This is a genomic window from Pseudomonas putida (genome assembly GCF_009883635.2).
In the GTDB taxonomy this organism is placed as follows: Bacteria; Pseudomonadota; Gammaproteobacteria; order Pseudomonadales; family Pseudomonadaceae; genus Aquipseudomonas; species Aquipseudomonas putida_W.
Map to the genome: position 1 here is coordinate 1,295,076 of NZ_CP026115.2, position 23,718 is coordinate 1,318,793.

General features: G+C 64.2%; 23 protein-coding genes. 5 read left to right on the forward strand and 18 right to left on the reverse strand.

Translation table 11 applies throughout. The features are described from left to right. Position 1: 1 nt before the first annotated feature. Positions 2 to 3,067, reverse strand: coding sequence for an efflux RND transporter permease subunit (locus tag C2H86_RS05910; protein ID WP_159411801.1), 3,066 nt, complete (start codon positions 3,065 to 3,067; stop codon positions 2 to 4). 6 nt (positions 3,068 to 3,073) lie between these two features. Beyond that, on the reverse strand, positions 3,074 to 4,174 hold the full coding sequence (locus C2H86_RS05915) for an efflux RND transporter periplasmic adaptor subunit (protein ID WP_159411802.1): 1,101 nt from the start codon (positions 4,172 to 4,174) through the stop codon (positions 3,074 to 3,076). A 168-nt stretch (positions 4,175 to 4,342) separates the two neighbouring features. On the opposite strand from C2H86_RS05915, the gene C2H86_RS05920 reads away from it, so the two are divergent. Then, positions 4,343 to 4,984, forward strand: a complete 642-nt coding sequence (locus C2H86_RS05920) for a TetR/AcrR family transcriptional regulator (RefSeq protein ID WP_159411803.1) — start codon at positions 4,343 to 4,345, stop codon at positions 4,982 to 4,984. A gap of 109 nt (positions 4,985 to 5,093) precedes the next feature. Here the strand turns inward: C2H86_RS05920 and C2H86_RS05925 are convergent, their stop codons facing one another. Beyond that, positions 5,094 to 5,870, reverse strand: coding sequence for a class I SAM-dependent methyltransferase (locus C2H86_RS05925; RefSeq protein ID WP_159413062.1), 777 nt, complete (start codon positions 5,868 to 5,870; stop codon positions 5,094 to 5,096). 103 nt (positions 5,871 to 5,973) lie between these two features. On the opposite strand from C2H86_RS05925, the gene C2H86_RS05930 reads away from it, so the two are divergent. Continuing rightward, entirely contained in the window at positions 5,974 to 6,594 is a 621-nt protein-coding gene (locus tag C2H86_RS05930; protein WP_159411804.1) for an energy transducer TonB, read from the forward strand. A 2-nt stretch (positions 6,595 to 6,596) separates the two neighbouring features. Here C2H86_RS05930 and C2H86_RS05935 read toward each other — a convergent pair whose 3' ends face one another. The 7 genes from C2H86_RS05935 to ppc form a co-directional block, all read right to left on the reverse strand. Next, positions 6,597 to 7,283, reverse strand: coding sequence for an extensin family protein (locus C2H86_RS05935; protein WP_159411805.1), 687 nt, complete (start codon positions 7,281 to 7,283; stop codon positions 6,597 to 6,599). A 6-nt stretch (positions 7,284 to 7,289) separates the two neighbouring features. After that, positions 7,290 to 8,120, reverse strand: a complete 831-nt coding sequence (locus C2H86_RS05940) for an isocitrate lyase/PEP mutase family protein (RefSeq protein WP_159411806.1) — start codon at positions 8,118 to 8,120, stop codon at positions 7,290 to 7,292. Between the two features lie 28 nt (positions 8,121 to 8,148). Beyond that, the gene (locus C2H86_RS05945) at positions 8,149 to 9,018 is read right to left on the reverse strand and encodes a DUF72 domain-containing protein (protein WP_159411807.1); all 870 of its coding nucleotides are present in this window, start codon (positions 9,016 to 9,018) and stop codon (positions 8,149 to 8,151) included. A 3-nt stretch (positions 9,019 to 9,021) separates the two neighbouring features. Beyond that, on the reverse strand, positions 9,022 to 9,309 hold the full coding sequence (locus C2H86_RS05950; RefSeq protein ID WP_159411808.1) for a hypothetical protein: 288 nt from the start codon (positions 9,307 to 9,309) through the stop codon (positions 9,022 to 9,024). 131 nt (positions 9,310 to 9,440) lie between these two features. Then, complete coding sequence (gene tsaB, locus C2H86_RS05955) at positions 9,441 to 10,115, reverse strand: tRNA (adenosine(37)-N6)-threonylcarbamoyltransferase complex dimerization subunit type 1 TsaB (RefSeq protein ID WP_159411809.1); 675 nt, start codon at positions 10,113 to 10,115, stop codon at positions 9,441 to 9,443. Between the two features lie 88 nt (positions 10,116 to 10,203). Then, positions 10,204 to 10,854, reverse strand: coding sequence for an adenylate kinase (adk, locus tag C2H86_RS05960; protein ID WP_028691565.1), 651 nt, complete (start codon positions 10,852 to 10,854; stop codon positions 10,204 to 10,206). A gap of 257 nt (positions 10,855 to 11,111) precedes the next feature. Further along, positions 11,112 to 13,739, reverse strand: coding sequence for a phosphoenolpyruvate carboxylase (ppc, locus tag C2H86_RS05965; RefSeq protein WP_159411810.1), 2,628 nt, complete (start codon positions 13,737 to 13,739; stop codon positions 11,112 to 11,114). 169 nt (positions 13,740 to 13,908) lie between these two features. On the opposite strand from ppc, the gene C2H86_RS05970 reads away from it, so the two are divergent. The 3 genes from C2H86_RS05970 (at position 13,909) to C2H86_RS05980 (ending at position 15,784) form a co-directional block, all read left to right on the forward strand. Continuing rightward, complete coding sequence (locus tag C2H86_RS05970) at positions 13,909 to 14,253, forward strand: pilin assembly protein (RefSeq protein ID WP_159411811.1); 345 nt, start codon at positions 13,909 to 13,911, stop codon at positions 14,251 to 14,253. Positions 14,254 to 14,528: 275 nt separating this feature from the next. Then, the gene (locus C2H86_RS05975) at positions 14,529 to 14,942 is read left to right on the forward strand and encodes a DUF4398 domain-containing protein (RefSeq protein WP_159411812.1); all 414 of its coding nucleotides are present in this window, start codon (positions 14,529 to 14,531) and stop codon (positions 14,940 to 14,942) included. Positions 14,943 to 14,992: 50 nt separating this feature from the next. After that, positions 14,993 to 15,784, forward strand: a complete 792-nt coding sequence (locus C2H86_RS05980) for an OmpA family protein (RefSeq protein WP_159411813.1) — start codon at positions 14,993 to 14,995, stop codon at positions 15,782 to 15,784. 153 nt (positions 15,785 to 15,937) lie between these two features. On the opposite strand, the gene C2H86_RS05985 is transcribed toward C2H86_RS05980, so the two are convergent. The 8 genes from C2H86_RS05985 to wspR form a co-directional block, all read right to left on the reverse strand. Then, complete coding sequence (locus tag C2H86_RS05985) at positions 15,938 to 16,264, reverse strand: hypothetical protein (protein ID WP_159411814.1); 327 nt, start codon at positions 16,262 to 16,264, stop codon at positions 15,938 to 15,940. Beyond that, a complete protein-coding gene (locus C2H86_RS05990) occupies positions 16,261 to 17,184 on the reverse strand; it encodes an alpha/beta hydrolase (protein ID WP_159411815.1) in 924 nt (307 codons plus the stop codon). Before C2H86_RS05990 ends, C2H86_RS05985 begins: the two co-directional genes overlap by 4 nt. Continuing rightward, positions 17,156 to 18,433 carry a flavohemoglobin expression-modulating QEGLA motif protein gene (locus C2H86_RS05995; RefSeq protein WP_159411816.1) on the reverse strand — a complete coding sequence of 426 codons (1,278 nt, stop codon included), beginning with the start codon at positions 18,431 to 18,433 and terminating at the stop codon, positions 17,156 to 17,158. Before C2H86_RS05995 ends, C2H86_RS05990 begins: the two co-directional genes overlap by 29 nt. Positions 18,434 to 18,458: 25 nt before the next feature. Beyond that, positions 18,459 to 19,007 (reverse strand): hypothetical protein, encoded by a 549-nt coding sequence (locus tag C2H86_RS06000; RefSeq protein ID WP_159411817.1) that lies wholly within the window; start codon positions 19,005 to 19,007, stop codon positions 18,459 to 18,461. A gap of 29 nt (positions 19,008 to 19,036) precedes the next feature. Next, positions 19,037 to 19,741, reverse strand: a complete 705-nt coding sequence (locus C2H86_RS06005) for a TetR/AcrR family transcriptional regulator (protein ID WP_159413063.1) — start codon at positions 19,739 to 19,741, stop codon at positions 19,037 to 19,039. Positions 19,742 to 19,897: 156 nt separating this feature from the next. Continuing rightward, positions 19,898 to 21,400 carry a lysine--tRNA ligase gene (gene lysS, locus C2H86_RS06010; protein ID WP_103445434.1) on the reverse strand — a complete coding sequence of 501 codons (1,503 nt, stop codon included), beginning with the start codon at positions 21,398 to 21,400 and terminating at the stop codon, positions 19,898 to 19,900. A gap of 93 nt (positions 21,401 to 21,493) precedes the next feature. Beyond that, a protein-coding gene (gene prfB, locus C2H86_RS06015) for a peptide chain release factor 2 (RefSeq protein WP_103445435.1) occupies positions 21,494 to 22,589 on the reverse strand; the annotation gives its coding sequence in 2 pieces (ribosomal slippage) (positions 21,494 to 22,516 and positions 22,518 to 22,589; 1,095 coding nt in all). Positions 22,590 to 22,681: 92 nt separating this feature from the next. Beyond that, complete coding sequence (wspR, locus tag C2H86_RS06020) at positions 22,682 to 23,686, reverse strand: Wsp signal transduction system regulator diguanylate cyclase WspR (RefSeq protein ID WP_159411818.1); 1,005 nt, start codon at positions 23,684 to 23,686, stop codon at positions 22,682 to 22,684. Positions 23,687 to 23,718 lie beyond the last annotated feature (32 nt).

Consider the following 23,718-nt stretch of genomic DNA (forward strand, 5'->3'; position numbering starts at 1 on the left):
ATCATTGCTGCTTCACCCTGAACCAAGCCGCATATAGCGCCGGCAGGAACAGCAGGGTCAGCGCCGTGGCCACGATCAACCCACCCATGATCGCCACCGCCATCGGCCCATAGAACACGCTCCGCGACAACGGAATCATCGCCAGCACCGCTGCCAGCGCGGTCAGCACGATTGGCCGGAAGCGCCGCACCGTGGCCTCGATGATTGCCTGCCAACGGTCCAGCCCCGAGGCAATATCCTGCTCGATCTGGTCCACGAGGATTACCGAGTTGCGCATGATCATCCCCGCCAGGGCAATGGTGCCGAGCATGGCGACGAAACCGAACGGCTGGCGGAACACCAGCAGGAACAAGGTCACGCCGATCAGCCCCAACGGCGCGGTGAGGAACACCATCACCGTGCGCGAGAAGCTGCGCAGCTGGATCATCAGCAGGCTCAGCACCACCACGACGAACAGCGGCATGCCGGCGTTCACCGACTTCTGCCCGCGCTCCGAGTCCTCAACCGTGCCGCCCACTTCCAGCAGGTAGCCATCCGGCAGCTTGGCTTTGATCTCCTGCAAGGTCGGCAGGATCTGCTTCACCAGCGTCGCCGGCTGCTCCTTGTCATAGATGTCGGCGCGCACGGTCACCGTCGGCAAGCGGTTGCGGTGCCAGATGATGCCTTCCTCGAAGCCGTATTCCAGCATGGCCACCTGCGACAGCGCCACGCTCTGGCCGTTGTTGGTGGGCAGCGCCAGGCTGCCGAGGTTACCCAGCTCGCCACGCTCCTGCTGGGTGCCGCGCAAGAGGATCTCGATCAGTTCGTTGTCCTCGCGGTACTGGCTGACCGTGGTGCCGGTCAGCGAACTCTGCAGGAAGCTCGACAGCTGCGCGGTGCTCACGCCCAAGGCGCGTGCGCGGTCCTGATCGATCTCCAGGAAGACCGCCTTGCTCGGCTCTTCCCAGTCCAGGTGCACATTGACCACATGCGGGTTCTCGCGCACCTTGTCCGCCACTTCGCGGGCCAAGGCACGGGCTTTCTCGATATGTTCGCCGGTGACCCGGAACTGCACCGGGTAGCCAACGGGCGGGCCGTTCTCCAGGCGCGTTACGCGGGCACGCAGGTCGGGGAACTGCTGGTCGACCGTGCTGATCAGCCAGCTGCGCAGGCGCTCGCGTTCTTCCATCGACGTGGCCAGCACCACGAACTGGGCGAAGCTGGCAGCCGGCAACTGCTGGTCCAACGGCAGGTAGAAGCGCGGCGAACCAGTACCGACGTAGGCCACGTAGTTGTCGATGCCGTCCTGCTGCTTGAGCAGCGCTTCCAGTTGCTTGACCCGCTCGGCGGTATTGGCCAGCGAGGCGCCTTCGGCAAGCTTCAGGTCGACCATCAGCTCCGGGCGCCCCGAGGCAGGGAAGAACTGCTGGGGCACGAAACGGAACAGCAGGATGCTGCCGACAAAGGCGGCAATGGTCAGCAGGATCACCGTCTTGCGCCGCCGCACGCACCACTCCACCACACGCCGCACGCGCTGGTAGAACGGCGTGCCGTACGGGTCAGGGGCATGCCCGTCCTTGCCATGGCGGGCGGCATGCAGCTTGGCCAGGTCCGGCAGCAGCCGTTCGCCCAGGTAAGGCACGAAAACCACCGCGGCGACCCACGAGGTCAGCAGCGCGATGGTCACCACCTGGAAGATCGAGCGGGTATATTCACCGGTGCTCGAGGCCGCGGTGGCGATCGGCAGGAAGCCCGCCGCCGTGATCAGCGTACCGGTGAGCATCGGGAACGCCGTGCTGGTCCAGGCGTAGCTGGCGGCCTTGAGGCGATCGTAGCCCTGCTCCATCTTGATCGCCATCATCTCCACGGCAATGATCGCGTCGTCCACCAGCAGGCCCAGCGCCAACACCAGTGCGCCGAGCGAAATCTTGTGCAGGCCGATACCAAAGTAATGCATGCTGGCGAAGGTCATGGCCAGCACCAACGGGATGGCCAACGCCACCACCAGGCCGGTGCGCAGGCCGAGGGAGAAGAAGCTCACCAGCAGCACGATCACCAGCGCCTCGACCAGCACCTGGACGAACTCGCCGACCCCGGCCTTGACCGCCGCCGGCTGGTCAGAGACCTTGCGCAGTTCCATGCCGGCAGGCAGGTTGCGCGCCAGGCGCTCGAACTCGCCTTCCAAGGCTTTGCCGAGTACCAGGATGTCGCCGCCATCCTTCATCGACACCGCCAGGCCGATGGCATCCTCACCCATGAAGCGCATGCGCGGTGCGGGCGGGTCGTTGAAACCACGGTGCACGTCGGCCACATCGCCGATGCGGAAGGTGCGGTCGCCCACCCGGATCGGGAACTGGCGGATCTCGTCAACGCTGTCGAAGCGCCCACTTACCCGCAGCTGCAGGCGCTCGCTCGGTGTTTCGAAGAAGCCGGCGGTGCTGACCGAATTCTGCTCACGCAACGCCTGCTGCACTGCCTCCAGCGGCACGCCAAGGGTAGCCAGCTTGAGGTTGGACAGCTCGATCCAGATCTTCTCGTCCTGCAGTCCGATCAGCTCGACCTTGCCCACGTCCTTGACCCGCTGCAGCTGGATCTGGATGCGGTCGGCGTAGTCCTTGAGCACCGCATAGTCGAAGCCGGCGCCGGTCAGTGCATAGATGTTGCCGAAGGTGGTACCGAATTCGTCGTTGAAGAACGGCCCCTGGATCTCCGGCGGCAAGGTGTGGCGGATGTCCGCGACTTTCTTGCGAATCTGGTACCACAGCTCGGGAATGTCCTTGGAGTGCAGCGAGTCGCGGGCCATGAAGGTCACCTGCGACTCACCCGGGCGCGAGAACGAGACGATCTTCTCGTACTCACCGGTCTCCATCAGCTTCTTCTCGATGCGCTCGGTCACCTGGCGCGACACTTCCTCGGCCGTGGCCCCCGGCCACAGGGTTCGAATGACCATGGCCTTGAAGGTGAACGGCGGGTCTTCACTCTGCCCCAACTTGGTGTAGGACATGGCGCCGATGGCAGCCAGCAGAATCATAAGGAACAGCACGATCTGGCGGTTACGCAGCGCCCATGCGGAAAGGTTGAAACCCATCGGGACTTACTCCTTGGCCGTCAGGTTCACAACGCGGTTGGTGCGATCTACCGGCCGCACCTCCTGCCCCTCGCGCAGAACGTGGCCCCCGGCAGCGACTACCCAATCGCCCGGCGCCAAGCCTTCGAGCACTGGCACGGTTTCGCTGCCATAAGGCCCCAGGCGCACCACGGCGCGCTCCAGGCGGCTGTCCTTGTTAACCCGCCAGACATAGGCCTGGCCGTTTTCCGCAGTCACTGCCGACAACGGCACCGCCAGCGGAATCACCCCGTCATGGGCGATGAACACCCGTGCGCTCTGCCCCAGTTCGGCAGGCACCTTGGCCGAGGTGAAGGCAATGCGTGCGGCGAACGTGCGTGAGCGCGGGTCGGCCGCTGGCGACAATTCGCGAATGCGCCCTTGGAAGCGCTCGTTGGGATGCGACCACAATTCGACGCTGACATCCTGGCCCACGGCAAAGCGTGCGAACTGCTGTTCCGGCAGGCCGATGGCCACTTCACGCTCACCGTCGGCGGCGAGTGTGAACACGGTTTGCCCGGCGGCGACCACCTGGCCGACTTCAACCTGACGTTTGGCAATGACGCCTGCCTGCGGCGCACGCAACACGGCGTAGTCGGCTTGGTTGCCGGCCACGTCGAACTCGGCCTTGGCCTGCTTCAGGCGGGCGAGGCCTGCGCGGTAGAGGTTTTCCGCGTTGTCGTACTGGGAGTGGCTGACCATCTGCCGATCCAGCAGCTTCTGATAGCGATCGCGCTCGGTGCGCACCAGCGACAGGTTGGCCTCGGCCGCCGCCAGCTGGGCGCGGTTGGCTTCCAGCTGCAGGCGCACGTCCTGCGGGTCAAGCTCGGCCAGCGGCTGCTCGGCCTTGACCCGCTGCCCTTCCTCCACCAGGCGCTTGCTGACCTTGCCGCCAATGCGGAAGGCCAATTCAGGTTCGAAGCGCGCGCGCACTTCGCCGGGGTAACTGTCGGCAGCGGCTTCGGCCGGCTGTGGCTGCACCACCAGGGCCGGGCGTGGTGCGGCAGGGGCCGCGGCTTCCTGGCCGCAGGCGGCCAGCAACAGCGCGGCAGCAGCGGGCAGAGCGAGGGACAAGGCATGGCGCAACATGATGAATCCTTTCGCGAAGAGCACATCGAATATTTATACTGACGAGTATATTAAATCAGGGAACCGAGGCCGGGAAGCCGGCGTCGGAAAGAAAATCAACATTAACGATGGTCGCGACTTGCAGCCGGAAGCGGTTCGAGCCGGTAAGATGGGCGCCCCCTCAACCAGATGCGGATTCCAATGTCCAACGACGCACCCATCGGCCCGGGCCGGCCCAAGGACCTGGCCAAGCGCGGGGCCATCCTCGAAGCCGCCAAGGCCCTGTTCCTCAGCCTTGGCTATGCCAACACCAGCATGGATGCGGTCGCTGCGGCGGCAGGTGTTTCAAAGCTCACGGTCTACAGCCACTTCACCGACAAGCAGACGCTGTTCGGCTCGGCGGTCATGGCGACCTGCCAGAACCAATTGCCCGATCTGATGTTCGAGTACCCCGAAGGGGCTGCGGTGGAGGAGGTGCTGCTGAACATCGGCCGCAGCTTCCAGGCGCTGATCAGCAGCGACGAGGCGGTGAAGTTGAGCCGCCTGATCATGGCGCTGGGCAGCCAGGACCCTGGGTTTGGCGAGTACTTCTATGAAGCCGGGCCCAAGCGGGTGCTGGCGGGGATGGAAGCGTTGCTGCGCGGGATCGACGAGCGCGGGCTGTTGCGGATTGCCAATCCGTTGCAAGCAGCCGAGCACTTCTTCTGCCTGATCAAGGGCGCGCCGGATTACCGGCTGTTGCTGGGGTGTGCCGGGCCGCTGGAGGGGGATGAGGCCGAGGTCCATGTGCGCGAGGTGGTAGGGTTGTTTATCCGGGCCTTCAAGGCCTGAGTCAGCCTGGAGCGGCCTCTTCGCGGCTAAAGCCGCTCCCACATTCGCGCAGCTTTCAAAACCTGTGATATCCCTGTGGGCTTGCCCGCGAAGAGGCCGGCGCAGGCGATCAAGCCTTCAGGGCTTTCTTCGGATAGATGTCATACCGGCTCGACTTACCTTCCAGGCTATGACCAGGCTTCGGCCCATCAATGATCGGTGCCTTGCGCGGGCGCTTCACCACGACCCGGTGACTGGCCAGCTCCAAGGCGGCTTCGAGTAATGCCGGCGCATCCAGATCATCGCCAACCAGCGGCCGGAACACGCGCATTTCCTTCTTCACCAAGGCGCTCTTGTCACGGTGCGGGAACATCGGGTCGAGGTAGATCACCTGCGGCGGCTCGCCTTCCCAACTGCGCATACGCTCGATGGCATTTCCGGTCAGCAGGCGCATGCGCCCGACAATGGGCCCCACCTCTTCATCCAGCCGGGCGCGCGTCAGGCCATCTTCCAGCAACGCGGCAATCAGCGGCTGGCGTTCGATCAATGTCATCTGGCAGCCCAGACTGGCCAGCACGAACGCATCCTTGCCAAGACCTGCCGTGGCATCCAGCACCTGCGGCCGCACGCCTTGGGCGATGCCCACCGCCTTGGCAATCATCTGCCCGTTGCCACCGCCAAACTGGCGCCGGTGTGCGGCCTGGCCTTCGACGAAGTCCACGCGCACCGGCCCCGGTGCCTGCGGGCCCAGCTGCTGGATCTGCAAGCCATCAACGCCCACCTGCACGGCAAACCCGGCAGCATCGTCCTGCAGCGGCAGCGCCAGGCGCTCGGCCCATGCGGCGGCCTGCGCCTCGAATTCAGCCGACAGCGCCTCGACCCGGATACCTGTGCCCTGCTCTTCCATCATTCACACCTAGAAATTGAACCCTGCCCCTCATGTATCGGCCGCCACGGCCGATACAGGCAATATCCCGCTATTCTGCCAGAGCACAGCGCGCACGACTGCCATGACAGATACTCTTCCCATCGGTTTGACCTACTTGTCGCCTGTCGGCAACTACGGTCGGCAGAATACCCAGGCACTCGGGGGCGTCAGCCACCTGTGGCAGGATTTCTTTGCCCGCGCGATGGCCGAGCAGCAAGCAGAAGAGCCGGACAGCGTCAGCCAGGCGATGGTGCAGTACGATCAGGACAGCGGCGAGCCGATTGGCGGGGCCAAGGCCCTGGCCATGATCGAAACCCAGCGCGCCTGCCCGGTGCAGGACACCATCGTCGCACCGCCCGAGCCCCTGTTCCTGCCCAAGGCGGAACTTGAGGCCAACCTGCTGGAACCGGCGCCAGAGCCGTTCAGCGTCGCCGAAATGATCCAGCAGCAGCGCCAGCTCGACATCAGCAACAACTGGCTACGCCCGGTCGTGATGAGCCAGGGCCATCCACTCGCCGAGCCAGGCCCAGGCCCGTCCCCGCGTCCGCTGCACCTGCCGATTGCCGAATTCGAGATGGACCTGCTCGACCCCGCGCCGGAGCCATACGACGAGGCGACCATGGCCAAGCAGCAGAACGACCTTGAATTCGACATGCACTGGGCACGCCCGGTGGTGCTGAACAACATTCGCGTGCACGCCTGAGATCAGCGGCAGACCTGCCAGCGCCCCATGTCCAGGTGAAAGTGATTATGGTGAGCAGCGTTGTAGTCTGGCCCCAGCACGGTGCTGAAGCTGTCACAGGCTGCTTGCCGCACCTGCCTTAGAAACTCGCCCTTCTGCCCACCCGCCTGCCAGTCACGCGCCAGCACGATGCGCTGACCGCCTTGCAGGCGAAAGCCGCTGATATCCAGCGCGTTGGCGGTGGCGTGCTGGCTCAGACGCCCCTCCTTGCGGTTGTAGACATTGCGGCAGGCAAAGCTGCCCAAGTGGTCCACCTGCACCACAGACTGGCCAAACACCCGCTGCGCCGCAGGCTGCAGCCCATGCTGCTCGAATAACGCATAGGCAACTGCCAAGGGGCAACTGGCCAGGAAACTGCTGCTCAAACGTACCTTCCCTTGCTCGATGCGCCACACGTTTTGCAACGGGCATCTGGCTGATGCCGGGCTGTCGGCTTGCGCCCGGTAACGCAGGCCGGAAGTCTCCAGCGTCTGGCGGCACAAACCAGGGTCATTGCGCAGCCGCGACAGTTTGTAGCTCGTCAGCCAGTTTGGCGGCTGACGCACATCCAGCACCGCCCACGGGTTCCACGCATCCGGCAGACGCCAACCGAGCTGCCACGCAAAGCCTGCCATGATCAGCAGGCCACACAGCAGCATCAGCGTGCGCATGGCGCCTCAGCGGCGGAACAGGTCGTTGAGCTGGGCGAACGGCAAGGCCTGCTCGCCGTAGCTGAAGGTGCCCTGATCACGAATCTCAAGGGCCGCACGCTGGAACGCGCCCAGCGCTGCCCGAGCCAGTGACGAGCCGACACTGATGCGGCGCACCCCCAGGTCCTGCAACTGGTTGACACTCAACGGCACACCCGCCAGGCCCATCAGCACGTTGACCGGTTTCGGCGCCACCGCCTGCACCACCGCACGCACCTCATCGACACTGCGCAGCCCCGGCGCATAGAGCACGTCGGCACCGGCCTCGGCAAAGGCCTGCAGGCGCAGGATGGTGTCGTCCAGGTCCATGCGCCCGTGCAGCAGGTTTTCCGCACGGGCACACAGGGTGAACGGGAATGGCAGGCTGCGGGCGGCCTGCACTGCAGCCCGCACTCGCGCCACAGCCAGTTCGAAGTCATAGATCGGCGCGTCGGCGCGGCCGCTGGCATCCTCGATCGATCCGCCAACCAGCCCCGCTTCGGCGGCACGCAAGATGGTCTGCCCGCAGTCCTCGGGCAGGTCACCAAAGCCGTTTTCCAGGTCGGCGGCCACCGGCAAAGCGGTGGCATCGACGATCACCCCGGCGTTATCCAGGGTCTCATCCAGGCTCAAGGCGCCTTCGGCATCTGGCCGCCCGAGGCTGAAGGCCAGGCCTGCGCTGGTGGTGGCCAATGCTTCGAAGCCGAGGCTGGCCAGCAACTTGGCGGAGCCGGCATCCCAGGGGTTGGGAATGACGAAGGCGCCATCACGCTCATGCAGTGCCTTGAAGGCTTCGGCTCGCAGGGTCTGTACATCCATGGTCACAACCTCCGGGGTCTGGGAATGGTCAGAGTAGCCCCAGTTGTTCGACCTCGGGGGCGCGCGGCAATTCCGGTAATGCCGCCAGGCCAGGCAGACGCGCCATCAGCCGTTGGTGGAAACGCTGGGCCAGCGCGGCAGCCAGGCGGTTGTCGGACGTGTGCAGGAACACGTAAGGGCTGCGCCCCTCCTCGATCCAGGCGGCAACCTTGTCGACCCAGGGGGTAAGGAAGGTTTCGTTGGCCGCCAGTTCCGGATGGCCGATGAAGCGCACCTGCGGGTGCTGGCTGAAGGCAGCGGGGCGCGGGGGCACCTTGGGCTTTTTCGACTGTGCGTGCAGCACGGCGGGGTCACGTGAATTGCAACTGAACAGGGCGCGGGGGTCGAGGCAGATGCGCTCCACGCCGCGCTCGTGCAGCAGGCGATTGAGCAGCCGTTCTTCCTCGCCCTTGGCGAAGAACGCCTGGTTGCGCACCTCTACGGCCACTGGCACGCCGATTTCGTCGAGGAAGTGGCACAGCTCGCCCAGTCGTGCGGGGCTGAACTTGCCAGGCAACTGCAGCCAGTACGGCGATACGCGCTGGCCCAGCGGGGCCATCAGGCGGGTGAAGTCGGAGGCCGCTTCAAGCTGATCACGCAGATCACCCTCATGGCTGATATCACTGGGAAACTTGGCAGTGAAACGAAAGTGCGCGGGCATGACCTGCGCCCAGCGGGCGATGGTGCCGGGCGCGGGGCGTGCATAGAACGTGGTGTTGCCCTCGACGGCGTTGAATACCTGGCTGTAGTAGCCAAGCATTTCATTGGTACTGGCATCGGCGGGATACAGGTAGTCGCGCCAGGCGTTCTCGCTCCAGGACGGGCAACCCAAGAAATAAGGCAGGGAAGATGGATTCATCCATCAAATGTACAGGTCGAGCCCCAGTACTTCCATGTCCCAGTCGGTAAAACCGGCCGTGCTCAGGTAGCTGGCCAGCGCAGTGGCCGTGCGCCGGTCACGGGCGCGGGGGAACACCATGTCCTGCTGGCGAGCCGGCAGGCCCGCCGGGCGACGACGCGCAGAAGCCTCCTGGGTGACTTCGCTCTCTTCAATCAGCTCGGCATCGTCCACGTTCTCGTCGCGCACCACACCTTTGCGCGGGGTGCGCTTGATCGGGTAGGACTGCGATGAGAAACCGTCGATACGCATGGCGTGAGCACTCAGGACCAATGATGGCAATTTAGCAGCATCAGAGTTCCGTCGCTAATGCTCGAGTGATAACTGGACCACAGTTTGCGCCGAAGGTTTTATCGTCAACCGCGATAACCGACGAACAGCACTCAGCGCGCCTTGGGTGTAGCTACATTATCGCGCAAGTAAACCGGTTGCGCCTGTTCGGCGACGATTGCCTCGCCACGGGCCCAGGCGAAGCTGGCCAGGCTGAGAATGTCCAGCGCGTTGGGCAGTGCCGCAGGGTTGCTGGCACTGGCCTGTACCGCCAGGCGCTCGGCATAGCCCCAGCCGGTACCGGCACCGTACCAGTCACCGCTGCTGCCTTCCGGGACTGCAACGCGCTCAGGCGGCAGCACGGCTTCCAGGCCCTGCAGGCGCATTTCGCCGGCTTCGGCCTTGTAGCAACCCCAGTACACCTCATCCATGCGCGCATCGATGGCTGCGGCCACCTGTTGCACGCCGTGCTCGCGCAATGCGCCCTGGGCCAGCGCGGCCAGATTGGACACCGGCAGTACCGGGCGCTCCAGCGCAAAAGCCAGGCCCTGCACCACACCGATGGCGATGCGCACCCCTGTGAACGCGCCCGGGCCGCGGCCGAAGGCGATGGCATCCAGTGCATTCAACGCCACGCCGGATTCCGCCAGCAGCTGCTTGATCATCGGCAGCAGCTTCTGCGCATGCATGCGCGGGATCACCTCGTAATGGCTGGTTACCTTGCCGTCATGCAGCAGCGCAACGGAACAGGCTTCGGTGGCGGTATCCAGGGCCAGCAAGGTGGTCATCGAACGGGTATCCAGGTGCTAGGGGAAAAGAGCGGCAGTATAAACGACAACGGCCCGCAAGCGGGCCGTTGTGACGCATGGCGTTGGATCAGCTCAGCGCTGCCAGCACCTTGGCGGTGATCGACTCGACCGAGCCGACACCTTCGATGTGGCTGTACTTCGGCTTGCCGGCGTTGGCGGCCGACAGCTTCTGGTAGAAGTCCACCAGTGGCTTGGTCTGGCTGTGGTAGACCGACAGGCGGTGACGCACGGTTTCTTCCTTGTCGTCATCGCGCTGGATCAGGTCTTCGCCGGTGACGTCGTCCTTGCCTTCCACTTTCGGCGGGTTGTACTGAATGTGGTAGGTGCGGCCCGAGGCCAGGTGCACGCGGCGGCCCGCCATACGGCCGACAATTTCTTCGTCGTCGACGGCGATTTCGACCACGGCGTCGATGTCGACACCGGCGGCAACCATGGCTTCAGCTTGCGGAATGGTGCGCGGGAAGCCGTCGAACAGGCAGCCATTGGCGCAATCCGGCTGGGCGATGCGCTCCTTGACCAGGCTGATGATCAGCTCGTCGGAGACCAGCTGGCCGGCATCCATGACTTTCTTCAGCTCCAGGCCCAGTGGGGTACCGGCCTTGACGGCGGCACGCAGCATGTCACCGGTGGAGATCTGTGGAATACCGAACTTCTCGGTGATGAACTTTGCCTGAGTACCTTTACCGGCCCCGGGAGCTCCCAGCAGAATTACGCGCATCTCGTGCTCCTCAAATTTTTTTATGAAATTCAATGGATTCGGCAATCGAGGCCAAGTCCGGAAAATCGGGTATGACCATAAATCGGTCAGAAGGCTGCTCAAGATACACAGCGCCCGGCAGCCAGACAAGCGTCCCAAAGTTGCAGCATTGCGTCATTTGTCAGCAGAACCGCACGGGGTTGCGCCCGGCGCAACCACCCTCCTCGCCCGGTTCCGGCCCGTGCCCGGCTGGCGGGCAAGGGCCGCACCCGCAGGCTTCAACCGGTGTTGCGCAGGCCTGCGGCAATCCCTGCCACGGTCACCAGCAAGGCCTGCTCCAACGGGCTGTCCAGAGCGGCTTCGCGGCTGCGCGAGCGGGCCAGCAACTCGGCCTGCAGGCGGTGCAGCGGGTCCAGATAGGTGTTACGCAGGCTGATGAATTCCAGCGTCTCGGAGCTGTGCGCCAGTAGTACCGGCTGCCCGGTCAGGGCCAGAACCACCTGGCACGACTGCGACAATAGGTCGCGCAGGTGCACACCTAAAGGAAGCAAGCCCGGTTGCACCAGACGTTGGTCGTAGGCCTCGGCGATTTGCGCATCGGCCTTGGCCAGGACCATTTCCAGCATATCGATGCGGGTGCGGAAAAACGGCCATTGCTCGCGCATCTGCCCCAGCAGCTCGCCCTGGCCCCGCGCCAGGGCGTTACCCAGGGCCGTTTCCCAACCCAGCCAGGCTGGCAGCATCAGGCGTGTCTGGGTCCAACCGAAGATCCACGGGATTGCTCGCAGGCTTTCGATGCCACCGGCACGCCGCTTGGCCGGGCGGCTGCCCAGCGGCAGGCGGCCCAGTTCCTGCTCGGGGGTGGACTGGCGGAAGTATTCGACGAAGTCGGGGTTTTCCCGCACTACGCCGCGATAGGCCTTGAGGCCATCGGCCGCCAACTGGTCCATCAGTGCGCGCCAGGCGGGTTCTGGTGGTGGCGGCGGCAGCAGGGTGGCCTCGAGCACGGCAGCCAGGTAAAGGTTGAGGTTCTGCTCGGCGATGCCCGGCAAGCCGAACTTGAAGCGGATCATCTCGCCCTGTTCGGTTGTGCGGAACCGCCCTGCCACCGAGCCCGGTGGCTGCGACAGGATCGCCGCATGGGCCGGGCCACCGCCACGGCCGACCGTCCCCCCACGGCCATGGAACAGCAGCAGCTCGACCTGATGCTCGCGGCAGATGCGTACCAGGTTTTCCTGGGCGCGGTACTGGGCCCAGGCGGCCGCCGTGGTGCCCGCGTCCTTGGCCGAATCGGAATAGCCGATCATCACTTCCTGCGGCCCGCGCAGGCTGGCGCGATAGCCCGGCAGGCCAAGCAGGCGCTCCATCACCGGCCCGGCGTTGTCCAGGTCGGCCAGGGTTTCGAACAGTGGCACCACGCGCATCGGCCGGGTCAGGCCGGTTTCCTTGAGCAGCAGTTGCACGGCCAGCACATCGGAGGCTGCACCCGCCATCGAGATCACGTAGGAGCCCAGCGAGGCGCCCGGCGCCGCGGCGATCTCGCGGCAGGTTGCCAGCACTTCCGCGGTCTCTGCCTGGGGTTTGAAGTGCGCCGGCAGCAACGGCCGACGGTTCTTCAGTTCGGCCTGGAGGAAGGCGATGCGCTGTTCTTCGTCCCAGTCGGCATAACTGCCCAGGCCCAGGTAATCGGTGATCTCCGCCAGTGCATCACGGTGCCGCGCGGCGTCCTGGCGCACATCCAGGCGGCCGAGGAACAGGCCGAAGGTGACCGCCCGACGCAAGCTGTCGAGCAGCGGGCCATCGGCGATCACGCCCATGCCGCATTCATGCAACGACTGATAGCACAGCTCCAGCGGGGCGATCAGGTCGCGGTTGTCCACCAGCACCTCGGCACCGGCCGGCTGGCTGCTGGTCAATGCCAGCTGGGCCCAGGCGCGGGTCGCCCGCAGGCGGTCGCGCAGCTGCTTGAGCAGCGCCCGGTAGGGCTCGGCGCTATCGCCTACCCGCTCGCGCAAGGCAGTGCTGGCCTGCTGCATGGACAACTCGGCCGCCAGCGCATCGACATCGCGCAGGAACAGGTCGGCGGCCATCCAGCGGGCCAGCAACAGCACTTCACGGGTCACGGCGGCGGTGACATTGGGGTTGCCGTCGCGGTCACCGCCCATCCACGAGGCGAAGCGTATGGGGGCAGCTTCCAGCGGCAGGCGCAGGCCGGTGGCGTCGAACAGCGCCTTGTCGACCTTGCGCAAGTGGTTGGGAATGGCATGCCACAGCGAATGTTCGATTACCGCGAAGCCCCATTTGGCCTCGTCCACCGGGGTTGGCCGGGTGCGGCGGATTTCTTCGGTGTGCCAGGCCTCGGCAATCAGTCGGCGCAGGCGTTCACGCACTTGCTCGCGCTCGGCGGGGGTCAGGTCGCGGTGGTCCTGCACGGCCAGCTGGCCGGCGATGGCATCGTATTTCTGGATCAACGTGCGCCGCGCTACTTCGGTCGGGTGCGCGGTCAGAACCAGCTGGATATCGAGCTTGGCCAGTTGCCGGGCCAGGGCGTCATCCTTGTGCCCTGCCTGCTTCAGGCGAGCCAGCAGTTCGGGCAAGACCCGCGCCTCGAACGGCGCTGGCTGGCCAGCATCGCGACGGCGGATCAACTGATACTGCTCGGCCATGTTGGCCAGGTTGAGGAACTGGTTGAAGGCTCGCGCCACCGGCAGCAGGTCTTCTTCGGCAAGGTCGGCCAAGGTCGAGCTCAACTGCTCGCCAGCACCGCGGCGGTCGGCCTTGGCGCTGTGGCGGATGTCCTCGATCTTCTGCAGGAACGCATCACCGTGCTGCTGGCGAATGGTCTCGCCGAGCAACTCCCCCAACACATGGACATCTTCACGCAGGCGCACATCGATATCGGTCATTGGCCCTCTCTTCGGCGCGGCTCACCGCGCTCTGCTCAGGAAACAGCACTGGCCCAAGAGTGCCCACTGCCGGGGCGCGATGGCAAGCCGCGATCGCGCAAAGCAAACTAAAGTTAAGCCAGCGCAGTCCGATGCAATGCAGCCTTAACAGGTGTTCACAGAGGTCATCATGAAAATCCGCGAACTCGCCCAGCACTGGGAACAGAATGCCGCCGGCACCCTGAGCCCCACCGGCCACGCCTTGCACCTGGACCTCGAGTCCGAGGCACGCCTGGCTGCCCTGATCGACATGTACCCCAAGCGCACCGCCGAGGAACTGCTCGGCGAACTGGTCGCCGCCGCGCTGGAGGAGCTGGAAGCCAGCTTCCCCTATGTACAGGGTAAGAAGGTCATCGCCACTGATGAGGAAGGTGACCCGCTGTTCGAAGACATCGGGCCGACCCCGCGCTTTCTGGCGCTTTCACGGCGTCACCTGCACGACCTGAGCAACACCAGCGACGACAGCGGTAACTGAGCCCTGCTTCCTGAATTCCGGGCCTGCAACTGGCCCGGATACTCCTCCCGCCCGCATAAGTTCCCGGCAAAACCGCTGACCGATCAGTCAGAAATAGTTGCCCAACCCAGGCAACTTTTTTCGGAACTATTCAAAAAACGCTCAAGTCCCAGCCAATAGCCATCACGCTAAAACCCTGCACACCTGCCGTGGTGCATCGTTGAGCGCAAGCGCAGGCGATGCCAGGGATTGAGCGATGGACTGCTACGGACATCGTCGTTATCAGGAGTGATCCAATGGAACTGACCACCATCAAGACCCGCACCTCGAACGCCTCATTCACTTCCATGCGCGGGTTCAAACTGGCCGCGCTGGCCCTGGGCAGTAGCTTGGTCCTGGCGGGCTGTGCGGGCAACCCACCCACCGAGCAATATGCCGTGAGCCAGTCCGCCGTAAACTCGGCCGTCAGCGCTGGCGGCACTGAGTTCGCCGCGGTGGAGATGAAATCGGCGCAAGACAAGTTCAAGCAGGCGGAAATCGCCATGCACGACAAGAAGTACGACGAAGCCAGACTGCTGGCCGAACAGGCCGAGTGGGACGCACGCGTCGCCGAACGCAAGGCTCAGGCAGCCAAGGCCCAGAAGGCCGTGCAGGATGCCCGCCAGGGCGTTCAGGACGTACGTCAGGAAGGCCTGCGCAGCGCTCAATGAGCCCCGCCAAGCCAACCCAAGCCTTCGCAACTGATCAAAGGATGAACACTATGCGCAACTACGTCATGATCCCCGCCCTGCTGGCCCTGAGTGTCGGTCTTGCTGCCTGCTCGCACGACCCGAACCCGAACCTGGAATCGGCCCGCACCAACTTCTCGGCACTGCAGAGCGATCCACAGTCGAGCAAGGTCGCCGCGCTCGAGACAAAGGATGCCCAGGACTGGCTGAACAAGGCCGACAAAGCCTTCATGGAACGTGAAAACACCGAGAAGGTCGACCAGCTCGCCTACCTGACCAACCAGCGTGTCGAAGTGGCCAAGGAAACCATCGCCCTGCGTACCGCCGAAAACGAGCTGAAGAATGCCTCGGCCCAGCGCGCCCAGGCCAAGCTCGATGCCCGCGACGCGCAGATCGCCAAGCTGCAGGAAAGCCTCAACGCCAAGCAGACCGACCGCGGCACCCTGGTGACCTTCGGTGACGTGCTGTTCGACTTCAACAAGGCCAACCTCAAGAGCAACGCCTATCCGAACATCACCAAGCTGGCCCAGTTCCTTCAGGAGAACCCGGAGCGCAAGGTGATCGTCGAAGGCTACACCGACAGCGTCGGCTCGGCCAATTACAACCAGACCCTCTCCGAGCGTCGCGCCAACAGCGTGCGCATGGCGCTGGTGCGCGCTGGGGTTGACCCGGCCCGTATCGTTTCCCAGGGTTACGGCAAGGAATACCCGGTCGCGGACAACGGCAGCAACTCGGGCCGTGCGCAGAATCGCCGGGTGGAGGTGACCATCTCCAACGACAACCAGCCGGTGGCTCCGCGTTCGGTGAGCCAGATTCAGCAGTAAGGCCGATCAGCTGATAAGAGAAAGCCCCGCTCGAAGCGGGGTTTTTCTTTGGGCGTTTTGTCTCATGCCTGTGGAAATGTGGTTGCAGGGAGACCGAGCGCCGCGCGGGCGGCGCTCGATTTCGCAGGCGCCACAAACTACCACGTCAATCCCCTACTGCACCTGCTGCGGCGTCTCCTGCCCCATGCAGCGTACCGCACGCTTGCGGTTGTCCACCAGCACCCCGGTCAGGCCTTTCTGCTCGGTATCGAACAGCACCAGTACACCATCCAAGCACTGCGCGACTTGCGGCGCCGGGTCCAGGGAGACCTTGTAGTCTTCGCCAGGAATCGTCTTGAGCATGGTGAAGTCCTGCAGCAGCAGCGCGTCCTCGGGTTTGGCGAAATGCAGGTAGCCGTAGTACCAGAGGGCTCCCACCGTCACGATGATGCTGCCGACACCGGTCAGGATCAGAGGGATGGCGTTGCGTTCTTCACTCATTGCTTGTTCTTCTCGTCAGGGTAGTTGGGGACTTCGGCAAGCCGCCGCAGGCCGTTGAAATGGCTGGGGTCATCGAGGAAGCGCAGCATCACCTGGCGCCACACCGGGTCGGCGAAGGTCTGCACGTGCCCGCCACGGGTCAGCTGCAGCACCCGCGGGGGCGGTGCGTGCTGGTACAGGCGGATGCCGTTATCCATTGGCACCAGATTGTCGTCGATGCTGTGGAAGAACAGCTTCGGCGGGCTGCTCAGCTGTTCGATCGAATGGATTGCACTGTCGCCGTCCGGCACCAGCCAGGACAGCGGCACCTGCAGCGGCCAGGTCATCCACGAGGTACTCAAAGCGTAACGGCCGACCGCACGGTAACTGGCCGGCACGCCGTCGAACACCAGGGCACTGAAGCGCTGGCGCTGTTCGGGGTGCTGCGCCAGGTAGTGAATTGCCATCGCCCCACCGAGGCTCTGGCCGAGCAGCACCAGAGGCTTGCCCTTGACCTCGGGGGCCTGGGCCAGCCACACCATGGCTGCGTCGATGTCCTGATAGACCTCGGGCAAGCTCGGCGAGCCCTCGGACAGGCCATAGCCACGGTAGTCGATCATCAGCACCTGGTAGCCCTGTTCCGGCAGCCAGTAGCTGCCGCCAAGATGACCCGGCAGATTGCCGCCGTTGCCATGCAGATGCAGTACTGTCCCCTTCACCTCCACCCCTGCCTTTGCAGGCAGCCACCAACCGTGCAGGCGCAGGCCATCGGCGGTGGTCAGGCTGATATCGCGGTACTCCAGCTTGGCCCGTGTCGGCGTGAACGGCTCGCCAGGTTCCGGGTAGAACAGCAGGCTGCTGCAGCCACCCAGAGCCAGCAGAAGCAAGCCCAGAACCAGCAGGCGGCAGCGATCAGAGAATGTTCGCGTAGTCAGCTTCAATGCGATCCAGGCTCAAGTGGTTGAGGAAGTTGGAGAAGCACATCCAGGCCGACAGCGCGTTGAGGTCGCGGAACTGCTCCGGCAGGTACTTGGGCGGTTCCACCAGCCCCTCCTCGACCAGCTGGCGCAGGGTGCGCATGTCTTCCAAGGTGGTCTTGCCGCAGAACAGCAACGGAATCTGCTCAAGCTTGCCCTTCTTCACAGCCAACTGAATGTAGTTGTAAACCATGATGAAGCCCTTGAGGTAGGACAAGTCCTTGGTGAATGGCAGGCCATTGGGCACAGAACCGCGGAACACCCGGCTGGCGTTGCTGTAGCTCTGCGCCATCTCGAAGCCCTGCTCGCGGAAGAAGTCGAACACCTGCAGGAAATCGGCGCCCTCCTCGACCATGTGGATGGCGCGGGTGCGGTTGGTCAGCTTGCGCAAGCGGCTGGGGTAGGACGCGAAGGCGATCACTTCCATGAGGATCGCCAGGCCTTCCTGGGTCACCGTCGACGAGGGCGGGCCCTTGGCCAGGAAGGTGCAGATCGGCTGGTTCAGGCCGTTGAGCGTGGTCCCCACATGCACCAGCCCTTCATGCACCTCCAGCGCACGCACGTCACGGTTGTTGAACATGGCATCGGCGCGCACCTTGATGTAGTCGGCACCCGCTGCGGCATCGGCGACGATACCGTCCGACTCGAACACGCGGATGGTTTCCTCGGCCTCGCCGAATACCTTGTTCAGGCGGCGCTGGAGGATGTCCACGGCCTCCTTGGCGGTCAGGTTCTTCGGCTCGTCCTTGAGGTCGCCGCGCCCGTCGATGTTGTTCAGGTAGTCCGAGAGCATCAGCCCCAGGTCGGCCAGGGTCGGGTCACCGGCGTGGAAGGCATCGGAGGCCGCGCCATACAGCTCCTGGGAGATCAGCCCGAAGTCTTCGGTACCGCGGGCTTCGAGCATGCGCACGACCATGCGGTACTCACGGCACATGCGCTTCATGATCTGCCCGACCGGGTTGAACTGGCCGAGCTGGCGGATGATGTCACGCTCGATGGCCTGGAACTCGGCCTTCACCGCGCTGGAATCGAACGCCAGGGGGCGGGCCAGGTAGTACTCGCGATTGACGGCGGGCGGCTCCTTGCCCTTGGCCTTGAGGAAGCCCTGGCGAATATTGTCGTCCCATTTCACCGCGTCCAGGACCCGGATCGGAGTCTGCGCCGCGACGATGCGGTCGGACAGGGCGCGGATGGTTTGCTGGTATTCGTCCACGGAGGACTCCTTGATCAGATCCTGACTATTTGCCGCTGCGCTGGAAGCGCGCCACTTCGACGAACAGGTCGGAGTTGGCCGGGTCATCCAGATACGCCAGCACCCGCGGCGACGGGCTGTCGATCAGCACACCCTCGCCGTTTTCCTCCGGCACCTCGGTGCTGCGCCCGGTCAGTTCCTTCTTCTCGACCGCCTGCTGCACCTGTTCGACGTCGAGGTTGTAGACCACCAGTTCCTTGCCATCGACGATGTCGAAACCGCCGATCAGGAAGTTGCCGCCCAGGCGCTTGGGCACGCCAGCCGACAGGTACCAGCGGTTGCCATGGCGCGAGACGGTGAAGGTGTATTCCTCGGGCGCCTTGCCCTTGGCCGTGGCGACCGCCTTGTAGGCATCGCCACCGCTGCGGCTGATGGTCAGCTTCAACGGCTCGCCCCAGGCGTCCTTGCTGCTCCATTTTCCGAGCAAGGCCTTGGGCGCCGCCTGGTTGCTCGGCAGCGGCTCATGAAAGGTCACCAGACAACCGCCCAGCAGCAGGAATGACAACGTCAACAACACCACACGCCAGGCTTTCATCAGGTTCTCCTTGAAAGTTCGGTCTCAGCTCAGGCCGATGCCAACACCAGGTGCAGGTAACGGGTAAGCATAGCGAGCATCTGCCCATCGGCTTGCGCATCGGCATCCTTGAGCAGGCCCTGATATTCCATCTGCTCGATAATCGCCGTCAACATGTGGGCGTCCTGTTCCGGTTGCTGCGAGCCGACCACCTGCAGCAGCTGACGGGCGCCATGCAGCAGAATCTGCTCATGAGCGCGCACCAGCTCGGCCAGGCGCGGGCACAGCAGGGCCTCCTGGCGGAAGGCCTGTTCGGCCATCATGAAATCGCGGCGATTGAGCAACTGGCGCTGGACATAGTCGGCGGTCATGCGGGCGATTTCGTCGGCCAGTCGCGCCCGTGACTGCACGCTGCCATCACCCTGGGCCAGCAGCTGGCGCAGGACCACCTCGGTATTGGCCCAGAGCTTGGCCATGTAGTCGGCGCTGCGCTCGACGTACTGGGCGAAGGTATCGGTGAGCAGGTCTTCGATGTCCTTGAAGTAGTAAGTGGTGGCCGACAGCGGCACACCCGCCTCGGCGGCCACGGCACGGTGGCGCACGCCACGCACGCCATCGCGCACGACGATGCGCATGGCGGCGTCGAGGATCAGCTGGCGGCGCTGTTCGCTGCCTTGACGGGCGGTCTTGCGACCCTGGTACTGCACGCTTTCGGCGACGGCGGTGGCGATGCCAGCGGCGCCTTGTTGGGCCATTGCGGGGGTCACAGTGGTTACCTCATGGACAGTGGTTTGCCTGTACCGGCCCTTTCGCGGGGCAAGCCCGCTCCTACAGGTATGTGTAACCGGTACAGACAACATAAAGCTTCAGGCAAGAAAAAGCCGCCCCGAAAGGCGGCTTGTTCAGTTCACTCAGGCCTGTGGGCGCATGTGCGGGAACAGGATCACGTCGCGAATCGACGGCGAGTTGGTCAGCAGCATCACCAGGCGGTCGATGCCGATACCTTCACCGGCAGTCGGCGGCATGCCGTACTCCAAGGCGCGAACGAAGTCGGCATCGTAGTGCATGGCTTCGTCGTCACCAGCGTCCTTCTCGGCCACCTGGGCCAGGAAGCGCTCGGCCTGGTCTTCGGCATCGTTGAGCTCGGAGTAGGCGTTGGCGATCTCGCGGCCACCGATGAACAGCTCGAAGCGGTCGGTCACGGCCGGGTTGTCGTCATTGCGACGGGCCAGCGGCGACACTTCGAACGGGTACTCGGTGATGAAGTGCGGCTGCTCCAGCTTGTGCTCGACCAGCTCTTCGAAAATCATCACCTGCAGCTTGCCCAGGCCTTCGTGGCCCAGCACCTTGGCGCCGGCCTTCTTGGCGATGTCGCGGGCACGGTCGACGTCCTGCAGGTCGGCAGCGGTCAGCTCCGGGTTGTACTTGAGGATCGAGTCGAATACCGACAGGCGGGCGAACGGCTCGCCGAAGTGGAACACCTTGTCGCCGTAAGGTACGTCGGTGGTGCCCAATACCAGCAGCGCCAGCTCGCGGAACAGTTCCTCGGTGAGGTCCATGTTGTCACGGTAGTCGGCGTAGGCCTGGTAGAACTCGAGCATGGTGAATTCAGGGTTGTGACGAGTCGAAACGCCTTCGTTACGGAAGTTGCGGTTGATCTCGAACACTTTCTCGAACCCGCCGACCACCAGGCGCTTGAGGTACAGCTCCGGCGCGATACGCAGGAACATGGCCATGTCCAGGGCGTTGTGGTGGGTTTCGAACGGCTTGGCTGCGGCGCCGCCAGGGATGGTCTGCAGCATCGGCGTCTCGACTTCGAGGAAGTCGCGCTCGATGAGGAACTTGCGGATGTGCGAGATCACCTGGGAACGCACACGGAAGGTGTGGCGGGTTTCTTCGTTGACCATCAGGTCGACGTAGCGCTGGCGGTAGCGCTGCTCGGTGTCGGTCAGGCCGTGGTGCTTGTCCGGCAGCGGGCGCAGCGACTTGGTCAGCAGGCGCACGTTGGTCATCTCGACGTACAGGTCGCCCTTGCCGGAACGGGCCAGGGTGCCTTCGGCGCTGATGATGTCGCCCAGGTCCCAGGTCTTGACCGCTGCCAGGGTTTCTTCCGGCAGGGTCTTGCGGTTGACGTAGACCTGGATACGGCCGGTCATGTCCTGGATGACCATGAACGAGCCACGGTTGAGCATGATGCGGCCGGCAACCTTGACCGGGATCGCGGCTGCTTCCAGCTCTTCCTTGGTCTTGTCCGCGTACTGTTTCTGCAGGTCGTTGCAGTAGCTGTCGCGACGGAAGTCGTTGGGGAAGGCATTGCCCTTGGCACGCTCGGCGGCAAGTTTTTCCTTGCGCAGGGCGATCAGGGCGTTTTCTTCCTGTTGCAGGTCTTGCGATTCGGTCTTGAGGTCGCTCATGTCGTCATTCTTTCCATCAGGTATTCGTTGCCCTTTTCGGGCAGGGCACGCGCTACCGGCGGGTAGCCAGGCAGCGCGGCGGTGGTGTGCGGCTTACAGGCCCTGCTTGAGGCTCGCTTCCAGGTACTGGTCGATATCGCCGTCCAGCACCTTGTTGCAGTCGCTGCGCTCGACGCCGGTCCGCAGGTCCTTGATGCGCGAGTCATCCAGCACGTAGGAACGGATCTGGTGGCCCCAGCCGATGTCCGACTTGCTGTCTTCCAGCGCCTGGGAGGCGGCGTTGCGTTTCTGCATTTCCAGCTCGTACAACTTGGCCCGCAGCATTTTCATGGCGGTGTCCTTGTTGGCGTGCTGGGAGCGTTCGTTCTGGCAAGCCACCACGGTGTTGGTCGGTACGTGGGTGATACGCACCGCCGAGTCGGTGGTGTTCACGTGCTGACCACCGGCACCGGAGGAGCGGTAGGTGTCGATGCGCAGGTCGGACGGGTTGATCTCGATCTCGACCTTGTCGTCGATCTCGGGGGACACGAACACCGCCGAGAACGAGGTGTGGCGACGCGCGCCGGAGTCGAACGGGCTCTTGCGCACCAGGCGGTGCACGCCGATCTCGGTGCGCAGCCAGCCGAAGGCGTACTCGCCCTTGATGTGCACGGTGGCGCCCTTGATGCCGGCGACTTCACCTTCGGAGAGTTCGATGATGGTGGCATCGAAGCCACGCTTGTCGGCCCAGCGCAGGTACATGCGCAGCAGGATGTTGGCCCAGTCCTGCGCCTCGGTGCCGCCGGAGCCGGCCTGGATATCCAGGTAGGCGTTGTTCATGTCCATCTCGCCGCTGAACATGCGACGGAACTCAAGCTGGGCCAGGGATTCTTCCAGGGCCTGCAGCTCGGTCTCGACATCGCTGACAGCGCCTTCGTCACCTTCCTCGACGGCCATGTCGAGCAGGTCCTTGCAGTCGGCAAGGCCGTTGGCCATCTTGTCCAGGGTCTCGACGACCTGCGCCAGCATCGCACGCTCGCGGCCCAGGGCCTGGGCGTACTCGGGCTTGTTCCAGACGGCAGCGTCTTCCAGCTCGCGGTTGACTTCGATCAGGCGGTCATGCTTGTGATCGTAGTCAAAGATACCCCCGAATGGACAGGGAACGCTCGGTGAGGTCCTTGATGGTGTTCAGGATTGGTTGGATTTCCATGGGCGGCTGGCTCTCGTGCGAATTCGGTGAAAAGCCCGCGAGTATAACCCATCCAAAGAGCGGCGGCAGCCCGTTGGGCAGCCGCATCGGCCTCAGGCAATCCCGACCTGGTTGCGCCCGTTGTTCTTGGCCAGGTACAGCCCCTTGTGCGCCGCCGAAATCAGCTGCCGGCAGTGGCTGCCGATGGCCGGCGTCAGGGTCGCCAGGCCGATGCTCACGGTCAGGTGCGAGTCGGCGGTCGGCGCGCTGTGCGCGATGTTCAGGCCGAGCACGGTCTGGCGCAGTTTCTCTGCGACCAGCCGTGCGCCGCCGGGCGAGGTGTTGGGCAGCACCAGGGCGAACTCCTCGCCGCCGTAGCGTGCCGGCAGGTCAGTCGGCCGCGAGCAGGAACCGCGTATGGCCTCGGCCACCTGGCGCAACGCCTCGTCGCCGGCCAGGTGGCCGAAGCTGTCGTTGAACACCTTGAAGTAATCGACATCGATCATCAGCAACGACAGCTGCTGCTGCTCACGCATGGCCCTGCGCCATTCCAGCTCCAGGTATTCGTCGAAGTGACGGCGGTTGGACAAGCCGGTGAGGCCATCGGAATTCATCAGGCGCTGCAGCATCAGGTTGGTGTCGAGCAGCTGCTGCTGGCTCACACGCAGGGCGCGGTAGGCCTCGTCGCGCTGCAGCAAAGTCAGGTAGGAACGCGAGTGGTAGCGGATGCGCGCCACCAGCTCGATGGAATCCGGCAGTTTGACCAGGTAGTCATTGGCCCCGGCGGCGAAAGCCGCACTCTTGACCAGCGGGTCTTCCTTGGTCGACAGGACGATGATGGGGATGTCCTGAGTGGCCGGGTTGTTGCGGTACTCGCGCACCAGGGTCAGGCCGTCCAGGCCGGGCATGATCAGGTCCTGGAGGATGACCGTAGGCTTGATGCGCATGGCCTGGGCCACCGCCTGGTGCGGGTCGGCACAGAAGTGGAAATCGATGTTCTCTTCGTGGGCCAGGCCACGTCGCACCGCTTCGCCGATCATCGCCTGGTCATCGACCAGCAGGACCATTGCCGAATTCTCGTTGGGCGTCGCGAAGCCTTCGATCGGTAGATCAGTCATTCGAATTCACCTGATCACGGCCGTCCATGCGG

Excerpts from the sequence above, each read along its gene's own strand:
- C2H86_RS05910 (WP_159411801.1), bottom strand. The coding sequence starts at position 3,067 with ATGGGTTTCAACCTTTCCGCATGGGCGCTGCGTAACCGCCAGATCGTG.
- C2H86_RS05915 (WP_159411802.1), bottom strand. The coding sequence starts at position 4,174 with ATGTTGCGCCATGCCTTGTCCCTCGCTCTGCCCGCTGCTGCCGCGCTG.
- C2H86_RS05920 (WP_159411803.1), top strand. The coding sequence starts at position 4,343 with ATGCGGATTCCAATGTCCAACGACGCACCCATCGGCCCGGGCCGGCCC.
- C2H86_RS05925 (WP_159413062.1), bottom strand. The coding sequence starts at position 5,870 with ATGGAAGAGCAGGGCACAGGTATCCGGGTCGAGGCGCTGTCGGCTGAA.
- C2H86_RS05930 (WP_159411804.1), top strand. The coding sequence starts at position 5,974 with ATGACAGATACTCTTCCCATCGGTTTGACCTACTTGTCGCCTGTCGGC.
- C2H86_RS05935 (WP_159411805.1), bottom strand. The coding sequence starts at position 7,283 with ATGCGCACGCTGATGCTGCTGTGTGGCCTGCTGATCATGGCAGGCTTT.
- C2H86_RS05940 (WP_159411806.1), bottom strand. The coding sequence starts at position 8,120 with ATGGATGTACAGACCCTGCGAGCCGAAGCCTTCAAGGCACTGCATGAG.
- C2H86_RS05945 (WP_159411807.1), bottom strand. The coding sequence starts at position 9,018 with ATGAATCCATCTTCCCTGCCTTATTTCTTGGGTTGCCCGTCCTGGAGC.
- C2H86_RS05950 (WP_159411808.1), bottom strand. The coding sequence starts at position 9,309 with ATGCGTATCGACGGTTTCTCATCGCAGTCCTACCCGATCAAGCGCACC.
- tsaB (WP_159411809.1), bottom strand. The coding sequence starts at position 10,115 with ATGACCACCTTGCTGGCCCTGGATACCGCCACCGAAGCCTGTTCCGTT.
- adk (WP_028691565.1), bottom strand. The coding sequence starts at position 10,854 with ATGCGCGTAATTCTGCTGGGAGCTCCCGGGGCCGGTAAAGGTACTCAG.
- ppc (WP_159411810.1), bottom strand. The coding sequence starts at position 13,739 with ATGACCGATATCGATGTGCGCCTGCGTGAAGATGTCCATGTGTTGGGG.
- C2H86_RS05970 (WP_159411811.1), top strand. The coding sequence starts at position 13,909 with ATGAAAATCCGCGAACTCGCCCAGCACTGGGAACAGAATGCCGCCGGC.
- C2H86_RS05975 (WP_159411812.1), top strand. The coding sequence starts at position 14,529 with ATGGAACTGACCACCATCAAGACCCGCACCTCGAACGCCTCATTCACT.
- C2H86_RS05980 (WP_159411813.1), top strand. The coding sequence starts at position 14,993 with ATGCGCAACTACGTCATGATCCCCGCCCTGCTGGCCCTGAGTGTCGGT.
- C2H86_RS05985 (WP_159411814.1), bottom strand. The coding sequence starts at position 16,264 with ATGAGTGAAGAACGCAACGCCATCCCTCTGATCCTGACCGGTGTCGGC.
- C2H86_RS06000 (WP_159411817.1), bottom strand. The coding sequence starts at position 19,007 with ATGAAAGCCTGGCGTGTGGTGTTGTTGACGTTGTCATTCCTGCTGCTG.
- C2H86_RS06005 (WP_159413063.1), bottom strand. The coding sequence starts at position 19,741 with ATGGCCCAACAAGGCGCCGCTGGCATCGCCACCGCCGTCGCCGAAAGC.
- lysS (WP_103445434.1), bottom strand. The coding sequence starts at position 21,400 with ATGAGCGACCTCAAGACCGAATCGCAAGACCTGCAACAGGAAGAAAAC.
- wspR (WP_159411818.1), bottom strand. The coding sequence starts at position 23,686 with ATGACTGATCTACCGATCGAAGGCTTCGCGACGCCCAACGAGAATTCG.